This window comes from Aquimarina sp. AU58, assembly GCF_900312745.1.
In the GTDB taxonomy this organism is placed as follows: Bacteria; Bacteroidota; Bacteroidia; order Flavobacteriales; family Flavobacteriaceae; genus Aquimarina; species Aquimarina spinulae.
Genome location: NZ_OMPD01000009.1, coordinates 618,868 through 635,260, shown reverse-complemented (window position 1 = coordinate 635,260; position 16,393 = coordinate 618,868). Strand labels below are relative to the sequence as shown.

Here is a 16,393-nt window from a genome sequence, read left to right as displayed (position 1 = left end):
TATTATGAAAAAAATATTTCTATTGTTTTTAATTCCTCTATTGTCATTCTCGCAAGATGATTTACTTCAGGAAATTACTACTGAAAAAGATGACAATCAATATGCGAGTGCTGTTTTTAAAGGATTAAAAATTGTGAATTTCGAATCTACCAAACTAGCCGACAAAGGATTATTTTATTTAGTCGTTTCTCATAGATTTGGTTCTGTTAAATCGGGAATTGAAGATTTTTTTGGATTAGATCAGGCCGTTACCAGGTTAAATTTTATGTATGGCATTAGTGATAAACTACAAATTGGTATATCCCGTAGTTCATTTCAGAAAACATATGAAGCTTCTCTGAAATACCGGTTATTAAGACAAAAAAAGAATAGTTTTCCTTTTACAGTAGTGGGTTACCATAGTATAACTGCAAATACCGATCTGGACAAAGAAGATTTACCTGGCCTCGAATTTAAGCATAGGTTATCTTATGTATCGCAGTTGTTAATCGCCAGAAAATTTAACAAAAACTTCTCACTACAGCTAATACCAACACTTTTACATGAGAACCTTGTAAGAATTAGTAATCAGGATAATACGCAATACGCTATAGGAATTGGCGGGCGACATAAACTTACCAAAAGGTGGTCTGTTAATATCGATTATGGACTTCACCTTAACAGAGCTAGTAACTCTCCATTTAAAAACCCTCTTTCTATAGGGTTTGATTTAGAAACTGGCGGACATGTATTTCAGTTACACTTTACCAACGCCCAACCTATGAATACAAGTGGATTCTTGAGCCAGGGATCGGGTGATTGGAGTGACGGAGATTTTTTCTTTGGATTTAATTTATCACGAGTATTTTAATATAATAGTTATGGTATTTAGAAATACAATTCCTATTCAAAATCTAAAATGCAATAATTGTGCTACAGCTCTAAAAAGGAAAATATTGCAGATTCAAAACATTTCGGATGTGTACATCCATAGTGATTACTCTCATATTTCTTTTAATCATACTTCGGTCAATGATTTATCGAATATTGAAAATATGTTAACTTTTTTAGGGTTTCCGCCTGTGGGCGAAAAAATTAAAAAGAAGAATAATGCAGGATATTATTGTAAAGATCAATCCAGAAATTATTGTGTTTTCGAAAAAACCAGTACATAGACTTATAGTCCAGATTACGAAATGATCAGGTTTTTGCTCAATAAAGAATACTTCTACTTTAGATTTTTTCAATTTTATTCATAAAAAACGGTCATTTCATCCAACCCTTTTCTTTTTAAATCCGGAACATAGGTAGGGAATTTGGGATAGCCAACAGGGAGTAACAAAAAGGCTCTTTCATTAGCCGGTCTTTTAAGAATATTTGTCAAAAAATTCATGGGACTAGGTGTATGAGTTAATGTCACCAACCCAGCGTTATGAATTGCAGAGATTAACATCCCGCATGCAATCCCTATAGATTCATTCACATAATAATTATTATGTTTATCACCATTTTCTTCGAATTCATAAGCTTTTTTGAATGCAATAATCAACCAGGGAGCAACTTCTAAAAAAGGTTTATTCATATCGGTAGCTAGTGGTTCTAGGTCCTTTTTCCAACGTTCACTCATCCTGTTCTCATAGTTTGTTTTTTCTTCGATTTCTGCTTCTTTACGAATTTGGGTTTTTAAGGCCGGATTAGAAATAGCGCAAAATGTCCAAGGTTGTTTATGAGCTCCAGATGGAGCCGTAGAAGCACTTTTGATAAGATTTTCAATAACCGCTTTGGGAACATGTTTATCAGAGAAATCTCTTACCGATCTCCTTTTATCTAACCACTCGTAAAATGATTTACTTTTTAAAACTAGCTCTTCTTCAGAAAAAACATCAGAATGGTAAGAAACATGATTATATCCATTGATGGTAATGCTACTTGGTGATTCCATTTTTATAGTTTTATGTTATTGTTTAATTTCTACTTCGTCTTATCTTATGAGTATATAGTTGTATAAAGTTAACATACTTTTTCTTAATTGATACATTTCATTTATTTTTCTGAATCAGATTTCTACTGTTTTTTCCATTTTATAATCCTCTACAGAATGTCGGTTCTGAAATGAATTTATAACCGATTCTTTGATTACAAATCCTTTTTTTTAGGTAGATATCAATTGTCTTTTGGTTCTCCCGGTTGACTATCAATTCAGTTTTTTCGGCTTTATTTTCTTTTGCAAACCCTACAAATCTAGCTTTTGATTTAATTGCATAAGAACTCGTTCTGAATGATCTCCAAAATAGTTTGATTCATTCTTAATAATTTCGAATCCTATTTTTTTGTAAAAATCAACTGCAGGAGTATTGGGTTCGGTAGTCAAAAGAATACTGCTAATATCCAACTCATTAATTTTTTTTATAACGGTCGAAATTAATTTTAAGCCTATTCCCTGTTTTCTAAATCTCTTTTCAGTTGCCAGGGCTAGTATCCAGCCATCTTTCTCTTTAGGATTAATTCCTCCAAGAATATATCCTGCCATTTCTTTTTCTTCATTTTCGGCAATCAAAAAATAATCTGAAAATAAATCATAATACTGCCTAATCACAAATAGAGGATAATTCATCGGGGAAAACACTTTTTCTTCGATTTTGTATATAGCCTCTAGCTCACTTAATGTTACTTTTCTTATCGATATTTTCATTTGTTTTTCCTGAGATGATTTCAATGATAAAAAGTTTTAACTCAAATGTACTCTAAAATTTCTACTACTAGTTAAAGGAAAGAACAAAAGATGATTCTTCATTGTTAGGAGTTAACCTTGAGATCTGTACTACTAGATCATATACTTGCTATCTCACTATTTATGCAAATTGATAAAATCAATTATTTTTTCGGCAAAAAGATCTGGTTCTGTATCCATAGGGCTATGTGCCGATTTTTCAAAAATGAAGAGTTCTTTTTGATTAGACCCTAAATTGTCATAAGCTTCCTGGGCATATACCGTAGGAACACCAATGTCATATTTACCCCAAAGCACTAGTGATGGTATGGTAATTTCATGCAGTCTATTGGTAAACGATACCTTCTCAAAAAGCCCTTTTTTAACTAAAATAGACTGTATTCTGTTAGCATTCCAATTATTTGTAAAGAAATTATATTGTGAACCATCATCATCAGATGTTGGTTTGTTAATTATCTTGTCATCAGCAAGTTTTTCTTCTGCTCTATAAGCTTCTCTATTCATTTTATAAAAATCATCCTCATTATAATCCGGGCCTACATTTTTTACTAAATCAAGTACAGCTTTCCAATAATCAATATTATTTTCTAAAGCGATTTGCTCATCAGCCATCTTCTTTAAAGCTATTTTATATTCGTTGTAAGATCCTTTAGGGTCATGAGCACCATCTACATCAATCCACCCCAAAAAATCTTCCTGATTTTTTAATAAGGTAGCAGGTCCTAAAGTGCCTCCCCAACTATGCCCCATTAAAAATAATCGGGAATCATCACCATATTTAGCTTTTAACACCTTTACAAGAGCCAACACATCTTCTGCCATAATATCCACACTTACATCTGCTTCAGAATAACTCCCCTGCGAGTTGCCAGAGCCACGTTGATCAAAATAAACAACGGCATTGTTTTTTTCAATTTTACTTTTAATGGTATTCTTTCTATACTGCCATCCAGATCCACCGGGGCCCCCATGCAATATGATTAGAAATACTTTTTCAGAAGCATTGCCATGAATATACGCTGCCATATCTGCATTTTTATGCCTTACAAAAATGGTTTCGCTTAAGTCATTAATATTATCATCGTCTTTTGAACAAGAGAAAATGCTTAAAACGATTAATATTAGCACTACTATTTTTACGTTACTAAGAATTATTTTTTTCATTATCTTTTTCTTTTAAAATTAAACCGATGACCGTAGTGCAATGATAAAACGGGTAATGTACCGGCATTATAATTGGTTCTAAGGGTTAATTGAAGGTTTAAATACCAACCCGAACGTTTTTTCCCTTTACGAAGTTTCCCTATCCCAACAGCAATAGAAGGAGCATAATATCCCCTGCCAGGCAAGGAAACTTTAGAAACACGATCTCCTTTTACCTCATACGTTTCGGGTAAAAATGATCGATAGTACCCAAGTGGATTTAACTCTACATTATATTGTTTGCCTTTGGGATTTGTTCTTCGCCAGATAAGGCCATAATAAGTAGATAGCCCATTATCTGTTTGTGTTGAGAAATTTGTAGAATAACCAAGATTTCCATTAAACAAAAATTGGTGTGTAATGATCTTTTGCCCTCTCTTTCTTTCTTTGATATTGATGTATTCTTTCCATACATATTCGGTACCAATAGTAAGTCCGTTATCCCAAGCAATATTTCCATAATACCCAATTTTAAATTCTGTTCTATCTAAAAAAGAAGAACCACTGATTTGATTTTGGGCTTGAAGATGCATAGTAGCTACAAGTAGAAAAATAATAGTATGTATTTTCATGTTACTTAAAACTAAATAAAGTAGTTAATACTAGTTTTTTTGCCATATACTTTTCTGTAACCTGAGCTTGTATAGCTGCCACACATAAAAGACTAATTGCAATAATTAGATATTGTTTTAAATTCATTTTAGTATTTAATTTATTTTGATGGCAAACGTATATGTACTAAGCATATTTAAGGTATCGAAACCTTAAATTTGAACAAATTCGTACTTATTTATACTTCTTTCGATAAGCATTTGGTGTAGTGCCTGCTATTTTTTTGAAAGCATTATGAAAAGTTGACTTTGAAGAAAAACCACATTCTAGTCCTATTGCCAAAAGACTATAGTTATCGAATTCTGAATTGAGAATTAAGTCTTTGACCGCCTCAACACGATAGTGATTAATGTAAGTAGTAAAATTATCTCCTGTAGCTGTATTTACAAGCTGAGAAACATAGCCAGTACTAATGCCTAGCATTTCTGCTACTTTATCCCTGTCTAATGTACTGTCTCTATAAATGTGATGATTTGTACAAAGGTCTTCTAGCTTTTTGAAATAGGAGTGTTCTTTAGTAAAAGATTCTGTTTTTTTTGCATTATGTACTTCAGATAGTTTAACATTGGCAACAACATCTGCAGTACTATCGTTTTTTCGTTTGTGTATTAAGGCTCTAATTTCTTCCTGATCTTTTGCCAGTCTAAATTTAAAAATTCCAAAATAGCTCACCCAATGTATTAAGAATGCAACAACCACAGTAAGAATTTTCATGATAGGTGTAATATCATACTCTAAAAAAATACCAGAAAGTATAGTCAAAATCCAAGATCCAAATAATAGTACAGTTAACAACCATAAATGAGTAAGCCATCTTCTTTCCTGAGTATTCTTCGAATAACAGATAAGGACAAAGGCATAGATTAAAATGCCCGGTATGAAAAAAAGTATTATTAGAATTTGTATGAGATTTAGGAAAAGTAGAACGAAATTATAAGGAGTATCAAGATCAGTAATTATAGTAAGATCCTCAAAAACATCTAAAATTGTAGAATACAAGTAGGGTATAAATAACCATATTATTTTTCTGGATTTTTTAATCGGACGATCAATTTGATGCGCAACATATAAAAAAATAAAAACAGGGAAAAGAAACCCCGAATCTATGGTGTCGATAAAGCTTAGCAACGGAATATTAGTATATACTCCAATATCATCAAGAACGAAATTTAGTAGAGAAATTGAAATTGAAAAAAAGGCATAGGCTAAATATTTATTCGCCTTGCTTTTGAATATAGGAGATTTTAAAATAATTATTCCCAAGACAACTCCTTGGAATATCGCAATATTAAGAAGGGCTATTAATATCAATGGTAAGTTTTATTTTAAGATTCGAGGATTCATTTAGTGTTTTACAACGTCTCTTGTATGGTGTGTTTGTATCCCGAAAGGTGCATATGCATTATACAAATTGTTATAGATTCTTTAATTTCCCAGTAGTTTTATAATCTCTTCATTTTTCATCGCTACAGCTAATGATAACGGTGTATGATTTTCCGCTTCTACATTTTTATCAGCGCCATTTGCTAATAACATCCGAACCATTTCATCACGTCCCATTTCTGAAGCTCTATGTAATGCGGTAAAACCTCTGTCATCTTTAGCATTGACATCAGCATTATTTTTAATTAATAAGTTTAAATGTTCAATTTTGTCAGATTGTACAGCATTCATTATTGGTGTTGCTCCTTCCGTTGATCTAGAGTTTGGATCAGCTCCATTTTCGAGCAATAAATTCAAAATGTTTGGGTCGGCTGTCATTGCCCATTGCAAAGTTGAAAGTCCATCTCCTGCCAAACAATTTATATTAGTACCTTTATTTAACTCATCATTGATTTTATCCATCTCACCCCTAGCAATTGCAATATGCAATAATGAATGGGATCTTAGTTTCAAATCAGTCTCATACTTGAAATTATTTTCAAAATATCCTAAATGAGCCATATTTCCATAAGTTGAAAAAGCCCACATTCCAGCTTGATCTGTATTTTCAAATAAATCATTTGGAATAGGAGCAGGTATAGTTTCATTTAAAGAATGACTAAATAATAGAAACATTAGGATAGATTCGGTCATTTCTCGAGATTCATCGTCTGTGAATTCTCCTGTTATTTCAGTTATTCTTAATTGGTTTTTCTCTTGGATGGTTTTTGCAACTACAAAAGCTTCCCTTAACCAACTTCTAATAAATATCAAACGATCATTCATAAAATAAATAGCCCATTTGTGTTCCATTGTTGATGGGTTAAACAAAACTCCCTCTTCAAGTTTCCCGTCAATTGGGATACTTAAATTACTAGAAAAACTCTTGCTTGATTTAGGGAAATAATCTTTAAAAGTTGTTCCATCTTCTTGGTTGTATGAAATAGCATTGGTCGCCATTCTCTGATCCTTTGAAGTAGAAAGCATATTTTGAGAAATTGGTCGTAAATCCAAAATTTTCAGACCCCAAGGGTTTTGCTCTGGAGTGATCCATTGTAAATTGTATTCACTTTTCTTGATTTCTTTTTTTTTAGGATCGTTTTTCTCACTTCCTCCAAATAGCTTTTTAAAAATCCCCATATTTTTCTTTATTATATACAACAAGCAAATAAACGTATCTATAGTGTCTATTTATATTATCGTACTAAAATAGACTTTTTCGCAAAAAAAACATTACTTATTCGAATTCCTAATATGTCCTGATAATCAGCACTATTAATCATTTTTAAACGACTACAAACGGTTACAAGCGAAAATAAACACTTCCTAACCGAATATAGCTATGGTCTCATCCTAAGTTTGCGGTGTCGAATTGAAGTCAGCTTTTTTTAAACTATAAAAGTTATTCTCTGATTTGATTAAGATTAAAAAGCTCTTAAAACGAATTTTAAGACAAGGTATTAACTGTTTAACACGAAAAAATTAAAATTATGAACACGCTAAAAAACAAAGTACAGTTGATTGGAAACTTAGGACAAGAACCAGAAACTGTAAATCTGGAATCCGGTAAAAAACTGGTTAAATTCTCTATTGCAACAAATGATCACTATTATAACAAACAAGGCGATAAAATCACAGATACCCAATGGCATAATATCATTGCATGGGGTAAAATTGCCGATATCGTAGATAAATATGTAAACAAAGGACAAGAGGTCGCTATACAGGGCAAACTTACCTCTCGAAGTTATGAAGATAACGAAGGCCAAAAACGATATATCACAGAGGTAGTTTGTAATGAGTTATTAATGTTAGGAAAATAAAAACAATTTATTTATTTGAGTATTATTATAGCCAATCAAAAAACCGCTTAACATTTCTGTTAAGCGGTTTTTACAGTATATAACCTATATTTATAATTTGATACCTACTCCTGCTCCAAATATCCATGGATTAATATCTACATCTGCACCTACAGTAGCTCCCAAAGCGGTTGTTGCGTTAACCGTAGCGTCTGTACTTAAAAATACTTTTTTGACATCTACATTTATAAACCATTTGTCGTTTAACATAAAATCAAAACCACCTTGAAAAGCAAAACCTACAGCAGTATCATAATCTATATCATCGGCCACCGGTCCTTCGTCTACTCCATAAAAAAGGGTTAGATTAACACCAGCACCAATATAAGGAACAAATTTACCTCCAGTAAAATGGTATTGTCCTAGTAAAGTAGGTGGTAATAACCACACATCACCTAAATCTATGTTTCCTGCAGCAGTACCTACAGCTTTTACATCATGTTTTGTAGTTGCTAAAATTAACTCTGCAGACCAGTTTTCGGTAAAGAAATAAGTGATATCTAATTCTGGAACAACAGCTGTAGAAATATCCACATCTCCTCCTATAGTTTCTATTGTAGCATTTTCATCTGGTGATACAACGATTCCTCTTAATCTGATTTGCCATTTGCTAAAATCAGTATTGTCATTTGATTTTTCTTGTGCATACGCAAAATTAGTCACTCCTAACAGTACAACCAATACAGTAATTATTACATTTTTCATCTTGAAAGAATTTTGAATTATGTAACAAAAATATCGACAAGAAAAAGGCCTAAATATGACTTTTATCATTCCTCGAATCAGGCTTTCCTGGCTTCAAAAACCGTTGTTTTTACACACCTATAAATCAACATATTACCTCTAACAAAAAGAATAAAAAAGAATGATTTTAAATATCATTTTTATTCAGCAAATAACATACATTTGCGTTTTGAAAATAAGTACACTTAGCACATCAATTTTCACGTCAAAAAAGGTGAAAAATAATGTACTTTTGTACTTGAATTAATGAACAAAATATGACCCCAACAGGAACAATGGAATTAATGGCACCGGCTGGTAATTTTGAATCTCTACAAGCTGCCATTGATAATGGAGCAGATTCTGTTTATTTTGGAGTAGATCAACTAAATATGCGGGCCAGAGCCAGTATAAATTTTACGATTGCCGATTTACCTGAAATAGCGCGTCGCTGTATCGAAAAAAATGTACGTACATACCTTACACTGAATACTATAATCTATGATCACGATTTATCGATTATAAAAACGTTATTAGATGCTGCCAAAGCAGCAAATCTAACTGCTGTAATTGCGATGGACCAGGCCGTCATAGCCTATGCCAGACAGATCGATATGGAAGTTCATATTTCTACTCAAATCAATATCACCAATATTGAAACGGTAAAGTTCTATTCTCTTTTTGCAGACACTATGGTAATGAGTCGTGAATTAAGTTTACGACAGGTAAAGAAAATTTGTGATCAGATAGAGAAAGAACAAATTAAAGGCCCTTCGGGGAGATTGGTTGAGATTGAAATTTTTGGCCATGGAGCGCTTTGCATGGCGGTGTCTGGTAAGTGCTACCTGAGCTTGCATTCGCATAACTCCTCTGCCAACCGTGGTGCCTGTAAACAAAATTGTAGAAAAAAATACAGTGTTGTTGACCAGGAAACTGGTTTTGAAATGGAATTGGATAATGAGTATATCATGTCTCCGAAAGACTTATGCACCTTAGATTTCTTAGATCAGGTTATAGACACCGGGGCCAAAGTATTAAAGATTGAAGGTCGTGGGCGAGCCCCCGAATATGTAGCCAAAGTAATTAAGACCTATCGCGAAGCCATAGATGCCTGTGCTAATGAAGACTTTACTAAAACCAAAGTTGATCATTGGATGAAAGAATTAGAAAAAGTGTATAACAGAGGCTTTTGGAGCGGGTATTACTTAGGGCAAAAATTAGGAGAATGGAGTGATGTTTCTGGATCCAAAGCCACACAAAAGAAAGTATATATTGGCAAAGGTGTTCATTTTTTCCCTAAACCCAGCATCGCAGAGTTTAAAATTGAAGCTTATGATATTAAACTAGGTGATACCATTTTAATTACAGGTCCTACAACAGGAGTAGAAGAGTTTGAACTCAAAGAGATGATGGTAAACGATGAGCGATTAGATATTGCACAAAAAGGAGATTCGTGTACTATCCCTACCAATTTTAGAATACGCCCATCTGATAAACTTTATAAAATCGTTCAGGAATAATGGTAGTAGTAACTCTGCAACGCGAAAAATGTATTGGTTGTAATTATTGTGTAGAAATGGCTCCCACGCAATTTCAAATGTCTAAAAAGGATGGAAAAACAGTACTACTACATGCTATAGATAAAAAAGGGTTCCACACCCTAAAATCTCCCGACAATACTATTTATGATGATTGTGTACAGGCTCAAAAAGCCTGCCCAGTAAAGATTATTACGACAAAGATGGTATAACCCCTCCTATCTTTAATGAAGTAACGTTTCTTTAAAGGGCAGTTATTCTATTAGTACATTGCTATAATGTTCCTCGTCTTGCCTGTTCTGCTTCTATAGATTCAAATAGAGCTTTAAAATTTCCTTTCCCAAAAGATTGCGCCCCTTTGCGTTGAATAATTTCAAAAAACAATGTGGGTCTATCAGTCAATGGTTTAGTAAAAATCTGAAGCAAATACCCTTCATCATCTCTATCCACCATAATCCCATGCTTTTTGAGGAGTTTCATATCTTCTGCTATTTCTCCTACACGATCACCAACGGTATCATAATACGTTCCTGGTACATATAAAAACTCTACTCCTCGTTTTTTCATTTCACTAACCGTAAATACAATATCATCTGTAGCAACAGCGATATGCTGACATCCTGCTCCGCCATAAAAATCTATATATTCTTCAATTTGGGATTTCTTTTTACCTTCGGCGGGTTCATTTATCGGAAACTTAATTCTACCATTTCCATTGGTCATTACTTTACTCATTAAAGCCGTATACTCTGTAGAAATATCTTTATCATCAAAGGTAATCAGGTTTGCAAACCCCATCACTTCGTTATAGAATTTTGCCCAAACATTCATTTGACCCCAATCTACATTACCTACCATATGATCAATATATTTTAACCCGCAACTTGTTGGATTATAGTGAGATTCCCATTTTTCGAACTTTGGAAGAAATGTTCCGTTGTAGTTTTTACGTTCAACAAAAACATGTACTGTATCTCCATAAGTATGTATTCCTGATCGCACTACTTCTCCATCTTCATCTTTTTCTACTCTTGGCTCAAAATAAGATTTTGCTCCTCTTTTTGTAGTTTCTTCCCAGGATTTACGAGCATCTTCGACCCATAGTGCAATAACTTTAACTCCATCACCATGTTTTTGAATATGATCATATAGTTCTTTACTTTCTCCCCCTGGCATTGGTGTGGTAAAAACCAAACGTATTTTATCTTGTACCACAACATAGGATGTTCTGTCTTTTAGACCTGTCTCTAAACCGGCATAAGCCAAGGATTGAAATCCAAGTGCTGTCTTATAAAAATGAGCTGCCTGTTTTGCGTTTCCTACATAGTATTCTACGTAGTCTGTTCCTAAAAGTGGTAAAAAATCTTCGGCTTCAGGAAATATTTTCTCTAAGCTGTATTTATAGTTTTCTATATTTTTTAAATCTGGCATGTCTTTAAGTTTTTAAGTGAAAAACCTATTCGGTTTTCCAGGATTTATAATAATCATCTACTTGTAAATTCATTGCTTCTTCTGTAATCATAATAGGATTAAAAGGGTCTATCATAACTGCGAGTTCTTCTGTCGATTTTTTACCAACACTTCGTTCTATTGCTCCTGGGTGAGGCCCGTGAGGAATACCTCCTGGATGTAGTGTAATTTGTCCTTTTTGGATATTATTTCTACTCATAAAATCACCATCTACATAATACAGTAGTTCTTCAGAATCAATATTACTATGATGATATGGTGCAGGAACTGCTTTAGGGTGGTAGTCGTATAATCGCGGTACAAAAGAGCAGACCACAAATCCTGCGGCTTCCCATTGCTGATGTATTGGTGGTGGTAGATGTATACGCCCTGTTATAGGTTCGAAATCAAAAATTGAAAACGCAAATGGATAATTAAAACCATCCCAACCAATTACATCAAAAGGATGATTGGCATAGGTATACTCCCAAAGTACATCTTGTTTTTTAGAAATGATTTTAAACTCTCCCTGTTCATCATGCGTTTCTAAATTTTGTGGTAATCTAAAATCACGTTCACAAAACGGAGAATGTTCTAAAAACTGTCCGTAATTATTTCTATAACGTTTAGGTGATTCTATTGCACTTGATGATTCGATAAATAATATTCTATTGGTTTCGGTATCAAAATCTATCTGATATGTTGTTCCTCTTGGTATGATTAAATAATCTCCATATTTAAAAGGAATATTCCCATACATTGTTTTTAATGTCCCCGAACCTACATGAATAAACAGCATTTCGTCTGCATCACTATTTCTATAAAAATAATCTTGCGAAAATGTTATGGGAGCAGCCAAACCGATCTTTAGATCATTATTAGTAAATAGTATTTTTCTGCTTTCCAGAAACTCTTCTCCGTTAGGAAGTGAAAACCCCTGAAAACTCATCGCTTTCATATTTTTATCGATCGCTATTTTTGGAGTGATGTCTTTACCTCTTTTAATTTCTGAAACTACTGTAGGAGGGTACAGATGATAGATAAGTGATGACATTCCTGCAAAACCCGCTGTTCCAAATAATTCTTCTTGATACAACCCACCTTTAGGGTTGTTAAAAGTGATATGTCTTTTATGAGGAATCTCTCCCAATGAATGATATCTAGGCATAAATTGTAATGTTAAAATGATTAATATGAAATAAATAGGCGTAAGGTTAGGCAAACCTTATTCAGGGTTTCTCTTAATGAGAAAGTGCAAATAGATGAGTATGTATATCCATTGAGAATTCACAACGCTAATAAAAGTATTGCGTTTTAGAAAAAACATGACAAATGTCATATTACAACACATTTCTTCTGGTAAAATACATAGCAAATCCAAAAAACACTATATGTAGTATTTCGAAAAGCATAATTTTGTTAAATAATACCTATTATTTCCCTGATCTTACGATCAGAAACATTTTCTTTGTCTTTACTTTTAAGAATATTGTTGTACTATTATTTACTATTTACAAACAAATGGAAGATTATTTAATAGGTATTGGTAAGCGTTTAAAAGAAATCCGTAAAAGTGATAAAAAAACCATTAATGACATTGCCACTAAAGCTGGAGTTAGTAATGGGCTTATTTCCCGAATTGAAAACGGAAGAACTATACCTTCTTTACCGGTTTTATTAAATATTATCAATGCGCTCGATATAGAGATTCCTGCTTTTTTTAATGGGATGCCTAGTCAGACTAATTTTACATTTTTAGTCACCAGAGCTTCTGAGTACAGTGTTATCGAAAAAGAGGATGATGCTATTGGATTTAGCTACAAATACATTTTTGGCAAACAGCTTTCTTCTATTGGTTTTGAAGCTGTCTTTTTAGAAGTGCAACCAGGTTCTGAACGTAATAAAGTAGAAACTGATGCTTATGAATTTAAATATATTCTAACCGGAGAATGCCATTATATTATTGGAGACGAAGAAGTTCTTTTGAAAGAGGGGGATTCGATTTTCTTTGATGGACGGATTCCTCATGTGCCTGTAAATCGTGGAGAAACATCTTCTAAAATGATTGTTTTATATTTCTTTTTAGATAAAGGAAATTAAAAAGGCCACCAAAGGCAGCCTTTTATTTAGTTTGTCTTTTTTTAGTCTAAAATTCCTGGCCATGTAGTATCATCCACATTTTTTGGATACCCAGAAACCACAGCATCTTTTTGCTTATCATATTTTATATATGTATTATCTGTTAAAAAGAAATATACGTACTTCGTATTCCAATCTACAACCGATGAGATAGAAGTGGCATAATTTCCTAATCCAGGCCAGTTGCCATTATTTATAGATCTGGGGTAGCCAGGGTCTGCACTGTCATTCGTAATGCTATAGCGAGTATAAGTCCCATCATTTAAGAAGAAATAAGCTTTATCATTATTCCAGTTTACGGCTCCAACAATCTTATCTCCCAAACCTTCAAGACCAGGCCAGTTGTTATTATTAATCAAAGCTGGATATCCATTATCTACTTTATCTGCGTTCATATCATATCTCAAGTATCTTCCGTCTGATAAAAAGAAATATCCTTTATGATTATTCCATTTAAATGTTGCTGTAATCAATTCTTTGTAGGCTCCTAATCCAGGCCACGAGCTATTATTTATCTCTTTTGGATATCCCGAATCTGTTTCATCTTTTAGCTTATTATAACGTATATATTGCCCATCATTTCTAAAGAAATATGCTCTGTTGTTTAGCATATCATTCCAATCTAAACATGCTATAATTTTTAAATTCTGATTCCTTGATTCTATCGATGCAGTAGATTCTTCGATTCTAATAGTGTATGTTGTTTTCCCATCATTTGTTGCTGTGTCTAGATAACTCCCTTGAGAAGCAGGCACTGTAGTAACTAATTGATTGTTTTTGTAGATCTCTGCATTACTTCCACTATTCGATACCCAGAATAATTCATTTTGATTGTTATTAACAAACAGCAACTTTCTTGGTCCATCGGCACCTATTAATGGAGTTGAACTTAGTTGCCAATTGGTTTCAATATTGATTTCCATATGTCTTAAAATCGTAGGTACAATAGATGTCTGTGCAGGATATCCATACAAGCCATTAAAATCGGTATTTGGAAGATTTGATATTTTAGATTTGAATTCCTGGTTTCCGGGTTTGTTCATTCCTATAAATATTGTTTTTTCGGATTCTGTAGTTCCTCCGTGACTATATCCTCCGTTTGAATTTCTGCCGTGATCTGTAGTAACCATAATCAACCAATCTTCGTTCTTGGTTGCTAAGCGTTTTGTAATAGCATCCATTAGTTGCCCCAATTGCTGATCGGCAGTGATAATTGCATTGTCATATGCACTACCAAACCCAGATGCATGCCCTACAATATCGACATTATCTAAATGAATAAATATCAAATCATGATTACTATTTGATATTTGATGTACTCCCAGATTAGTTGAATTAGCATCACTACCTCCCTCATTTCGATAATCAACCAAAGACATATCATTCTGTAAGAATTCGTGAATTGGGCTCCAGGTTGCAATACTTGCTATAGATGTATTGTTTTTATTTTCTTTGATAAGTCTGTATATGCTTTTGACTTTAGATTTGTATGTTCCCGAACTATTATTAGGTACACCGTGTTTATCTTTCCAGACTCCGGTTAAAATTGATGTCCATCCCGGGCCGCTTGATGTTGCTTGATGGCTTAAATTTCCTTTGATCCCACCAGTATAGGCTTTCGAAATATGTAGTTTATCCAGGTTTGGGGTATTGAGGGCAGCAATCCTTTCAAATTGTAATCCATCGATCCCCACCAGTAATACTTTTTTGGGCATCGATGTTTGTTTTGATGTATTGTTAGGGTCGGTCGGTAGATTTTCTTCACATCCTGTTATAAATACCAGAAAAACAAGAAAAGTAAGTTTTAAAAAGAGCTTTGTTTTCATAAGTTGATTTTTTAATATTAGTAATATTTTGAATCAAAATTATACAAATACTAAAATTAAAAATCATTCAAATAATCATTTAATCATTTGATAATTAAATTAATACAGAGCATTTATTTTCATAAAGCAAATTTTACTATTAGTTAACTTTTATACTTCTTAATAAACATTAAAAAACCGCCAAAAGGCGGTTTTCAGAAACAAACAATTAAAACGTTGATCTAATAAAATATAATATTGATCAACTCTATTAACTCATTTACAATAAAATCTGGTTTCGCTTTTTCTAGTTGTTCTCTATTTTGTGCTCCGGTTAAAACGCCAACGGTAATTCCACAATCCGCATTTTTACCTTCTTCGATATCTATTGCAGAATCTCCTGCTTTTAATACTTTAGAAGCATCTGTAATATCAAACATTTGCATTGCCTTACAAATCATTTCTTTATGTGGTCGGCCATTAGTTACGTCATCTGCTGTGAGTAACGCATCAAAATGTTCTCCTTTTTTCCAACCTAATTTTGTAATAAGCTGATTTGCTGTCTTTGCATCGTACCCTGTATTAAGTACTACATTTATTTTATTATTTTTCAACACATCAAATAACTCTTCGACCCTTTCGAAAGCTACAACGTCTAACGCTGTATATAGTTTTTTTAAAATAGGCTTGAAATTAGAAAATGCTCTTTTTGCAGTACTTTTTACTTCTTCACAAGAAGTCACACTAGTTAAAATATCCTGTATCGCCTGATGTTTTTCTTTACCTGCTCCATATTCAAGTACATCATCTAGACTAATGTTATACCCCTCGTCATTAATGACTTGTTGTACGGTTTTATAGACAATATTATCTTCATTTACTGTGGTTCCTGCCATATCAAAAACAGCCAGTTCAATTTTTTTATTCATA

The 16,393-nt window shown here is 33.2% G+C and carries 18 protein-coding genes; 6 read left to right on the top strand and 12 right to left on the bottom strand.

The annotated features are described in order from the left end of the window. Positions 1–4 precede the first annotated feature (4 nt). Together DK441_RS09265 and DK441_RS09260 are read left to right on the top strand one after the other, a co-directional pair. Positions 5–850 (top strand): DUF5777 family beta-barrel protein, encoded by an 846-nt coding sequence (locus DK441_RS09265; RefSeq protein WP_109098458.1) that lies wholly within the window; start codon positions 5–7, stop codon positions 848–850. 10 nt (positions 851–860) lie between these two features. Beyond that, entirely contained in the window at positions 861–1,154 is a 294-nt protein-coding gene (locus DK441_RS09260; RefSeq protein WP_109098457.1) for a hypothetical protein, read from the top strand. Between the two features lie 74 nt (positions 1,155–1,228). Here the strand turns inward: DK441_RS09260 and DK441_RS09255 are convergent, their stop codons facing one another. The 7 genes from DK441_RS09255 to DK441_RS09230 form a co-directional block, all read right to left on the bottom strand. Then, positions 1,229–1,921: a nitroreductase family protein gene (locus DK441_RS09255; RefSeq protein ID WP_109098456.1), complete on the bottom strand. Its 693-nt coding sequence runs from the start codon at positions 1,919–1,921 to the stop codon at positions 1,229–1,231. 291 nt (positions 1,922–2,212) lie between these two features. Next, positions 2,213–2,695: a GNAT family N-acetyltransferase gene (locus tag DK441_RS09250; protein WP_109098455.1), complete on the bottom strand. Its 483-nt coding sequence runs from the start codon at positions 2,693–2,695 to the stop codon at positions 2,213–2,215. 132 nt (positions 2,696–2,827) lie between these two features. Continuing rightward, on the bottom strand, positions 2,828–3,874 hold the full coding sequence (locus tag DK441_RS09245) for an alpha/beta fold hydrolase (protein WP_109098454.1): 1,047 nt from the start codon (positions 3,872–3,874) through the stop codon (positions 2,828–2,830). Continuing rightward, positions 3,874–4,485: a hypothetical protein gene (locus DK441_RS09240; RefSeq protein WP_025667146.1), complete on the bottom strand. Its 612-nt coding sequence runs from the start codon at positions 4,483–4,485 to the stop codon at positions 3,874–3,876. The genes DK441_RS09245 and DK441_RS09240 overlap by 1 nt, the downstream gene beginning before the upstream one ends. A 1-nt stretch (position 4,486) precedes the next feature. Further along, complete coding sequence (locus DK441_RS27150; RefSeq protein WP_255412299.1) at positions 4,487–4,612, bottom strand: hypothetical protein; 126 nt, start codon at positions 4,610–4,612, stop codon at positions 4,487–4,489. An 87-nt stretch (positions 4,613–4,699) separates the two neighbouring features. After that, positions 4,700–5,836, bottom strand: coding sequence for an AraC family transcriptional regulator (locus tag DK441_RS09235; protein ID WP_109098453.1), 1,137 nt, complete (start codon positions 5,834–5,836; stop codon positions 4,700–4,702). A gap of 114 nt (positions 5,837–5,950) precedes the next feature. Beyond that, positions 5,951–7,087: an ankyrin repeat domain-containing protein gene (locus DK441_RS09230; protein WP_109098452.1), complete on the bottom strand. Its 1,137-nt coding sequence runs from the start codon at positions 7,085–7,087 to the stop codon at positions 5,951–5,953. A gap of 350 nt (positions 7,088–7,437) precedes the next feature. Here DK441_RS09230 and DK441_RS09225 point away from each other — a divergent pair, with 350 nt between their 5' ends. Further along, positions 7,438–7,770, top strand: a complete 333-nt coding sequence (locus DK441_RS09225; RefSeq protein WP_025667148.1) for a single-stranded DNA-binding protein — start codon at positions 7,438–7,440, stop codon at positions 7,768–7,770. 90 nt (positions 7,771–7,860) lie between these two features. Here the strand turns inward: DK441_RS09225 and DK441_RS09220 are convergent, their stop codons facing one another. Then, positions 7,861–8,514, bottom strand: coding sequence for an OmpW family protein (locus DK441_RS09220; protein WP_109098451.1), 654 nt, complete (start codon positions 8,512–8,514; stop codon positions 7,861–7,863). A 296-nt stretch (positions 8,515–8,810) separates the two neighbouring features. Between DK441_RS09220 and DK441_RS09215 the strand changes: the two genes are divergently transcribed. Both DK441_RS09215 and DK441_RS09210 read left to right on the top strand, forming a co-directional pair. After that, positions 8,811–10,052, top strand: a complete 1,242-nt coding sequence (locus DK441_RS09215; protein WP_109098450.1) for a peptidase U32 family protein — start codon at positions 8,811–8,813, stop codon at positions 10,050–10,052. Further along, a complete protein-coding gene (locus DK441_RS09210; RefSeq protein WP_109098449.1) occupies positions 10,052–10,282 on the top strand; it encodes a ferredoxin in 231 nt (76 codons plus the stop codon). The genes DK441_RS09215 and DK441_RS09210 overlap by 1 nt, the downstream gene beginning before the upstream one ends. A gap of 61 nt (positions 10,283–10,343) precedes the next feature. Here the strand turns inward: DK441_RS09210 and hppD are convergent, their stop codons facing one another. Next, positions 10,344–11,501: a 4-hydroxyphenylpyruvate dioxygenase gene (gene hppD / locus DK441_RS09205; protein ID WP_109098448.1), complete on the bottom strand. Its 1,158-nt coding sequence runs from the start codon at positions 11,499–11,501 to the stop codon at positions 10,344–10,346. A 25-nt stretch (positions 11,502–11,526) separates the two neighbouring features. Beyond that, on the bottom strand, positions 11,527–12,687 hold the full coding sequence (locus tag DK441_RS09200; RefSeq protein ID WP_109098447.1) for a homogentisate 1,2-dioxygenase: 1,161 nt from the start codon (positions 12,685–12,687) through the stop codon (positions 11,527–11,529). 353 nt (positions 12,688–13,040) lie between these two features. On the opposite strand from DK441_RS09200, the gene DK441_RS09195 reads away from it, so the two are divergent. Continuing rightward, the gene (locus DK441_RS09195; protein WP_025667154.1) at positions 13,041–13,619 is read left to right on the top strand and encodes an XRE family transcriptional regulator; all 579 of its coding nucleotides are present in this window, start codon (positions 13,041–13,043) and stop codon (positions 13,617–13,619) included. A gap of 41 nt (positions 13,620–13,660) precedes the next feature. Here the strand turns inward: DK441_RS09195 and DK441_RS09190 are convergent, their stop codons facing one another. After that, positions 13,661–15,484 carry a hemopexin repeat-containing protein gene (locus DK441_RS09190; protein ID WP_109098446.1) on the bottom strand — a complete coding sequence of 608 codons (1,824 nt, stop codon included), beginning with the start codon at positions 15,482–15,484 and terminating at the stop codon, positions 13,661–13,663. A gap of 221 nt (positions 15,485–15,705) precedes the next feature. Beyond that, positions 15,706–16,392 (bottom strand): HAD hydrolase-like protein, encoded by a 687-nt coding sequence (locus DK441_RS09185; protein WP_109098445.1) that lies wholly within the window; start codon positions 16,390–16,392, stop codon positions 15,706–15,708. Position 16,393: the final 1 nt, after the last annotated feature.